The sequence below is a fragment of the Flavobacterium sp. GW823-FHT06G12 genome (assembly GCF_058794775.1).
In genome coordinates, this window is record NZ_JBXAHE010000011.1 from 1 (window position 1) to 1,727 (window position 1,727).

The following is a 1,727-nucleotide window of genomic DNA, read 5'->3' on the forward strand; positions in this document are numbered from 1 at the left end:
GTGACAAACGCGATTGGAACGGTAAACTATTCTTGGAAAAATAGCGGAGGAATTGAAGTTGGAACATCAGCAACTGTTTCAGACCTTCCTTCAGGAACATACACTTTAACAATTACTGATTCTTGCTCTTCTCAATCCAATTCAGTAACCATATCACAACCAGCTATAGCTTTGAGCTGTTCTATTATTCAAAATAAAGCTGTCACTTCAAATGGTTTAAGCGATGGGGAAGCTACTGTAACTCCAATTGGTGGTAATGTAGGCTACACTTATTTATGGGATAATAATGAAACTACTCAAAAAGCAGTTGGATTAAGTGCAGGTCTTCATTCTGTTACTGTTACCGATTCAAAAGGATGCACAACAACTTGTACTGTCACTATAACTCAACCAGATGTATTTTCTTGCAGTATTTCTCAAGATAGCGCTGTAAAATGTTTTGGAGAAAATACTGGAAAAGCAACTATTACAGCTGTAGGAGGTAATGGTGACTATACTTATCTTTGGGATAACGGTGAAACTACTGCACAAGCAATTGCTTTAAGTGCTGGCGTTCATAATGTAACTGTAACAGACAAGTTAAATTATACTACTACTTGTTCTGTAACAATATCTCAACCTCAACAAGGATTATCTGCTACAAAATCTCAAACTGATGTAACTTGTGGTGGAGGTAATAATGGTTCTGCAACTGTAACAGTTTCTGGAGGAACTCCTACATATTTATATTCTTGGAATTCAAATCCTGTTCAAACAGGAGCTACAGCCAACAATCTTCCTGCAGGAAATTATACAGTTCTTATAACTGATGCAAATGGATGCCAGATTTCAGAATCATTTACGATTTTGGATGGAGACTCTATTAAACCAATTATAAATCCATTACCAGAAACAACAACAATAAATTGCCCAGCAGAACCAGTTTTCACACAAGCCACAGCAACTGATGACAGTGGAACAGTTTCTTCATTAACTTATGTAGATACAATTACAGAGGGGAATTGTGCTGGATCATATACTAAAACAAGAACTTGGACTGCAAAAGACGCTTGCGATAATGTTTCACTTCCTGTCAGTCAAACTATAATTGTTCAAGACATTACTGCTCCGACATGGACTACTTCGGCTGGATCTTTAAACACAACTTTAGAATGCAGCGATGCACAGGGGCTTGCTGCCGCTCAGGCAAAATTCCCAACCGCTTCTGACTCATGCGATGCTGATGTCACAAACATCACCAAAGCAAGCGGACAGTTTGTGGCTTCTGAAGGATGCGCTAATGCCGGAACATACACCAATACTTGGACAGTAAAAGATGACTGCGGAAATACATCGGAAACTTTCACACAAATCATCACAATCCAAGACACCACAGCTCCGACATGGACTACTGCGGCTGGATCTTTAAATGCAACTTTAGAATGCAGCGATGCAGAAGGGCTTGCTGCCGCTCAGGCTAAATTCCCGACCGCTTCTGACTCATGCGATGCTGATGTTGCAAACATCACCAAAGCAAGCGGACAGTTTGTGGCTTCTGAAGGATGCGCTAACGCGGGAACATACACCAACACTTGGACCGTAAAAGATGACTGCGGAAATGAATCTGTAGCTTTCACACAAATCATCACAATCCAAGACACCACAGCTCCTACATGGACTACTGCGGCTGGATCTTTAAATGCAACTTTAGAATGCAGCGATGCAGAAGGGCTTGCTGCCGCTCAGGC

At 41.0% G+C, this 1,727-nt stretch carries 1 protein-coding gene; it reads left to right on the plus strand.

The features are described from left to right. Positions 1–1,727: SprB repeat-containing protein (locus AC1Q5Z_RS23360; RefSeq protein WP_492447106.1), on the plus strand; the 1,727-nt coding region annotated here is incomplete at both ends.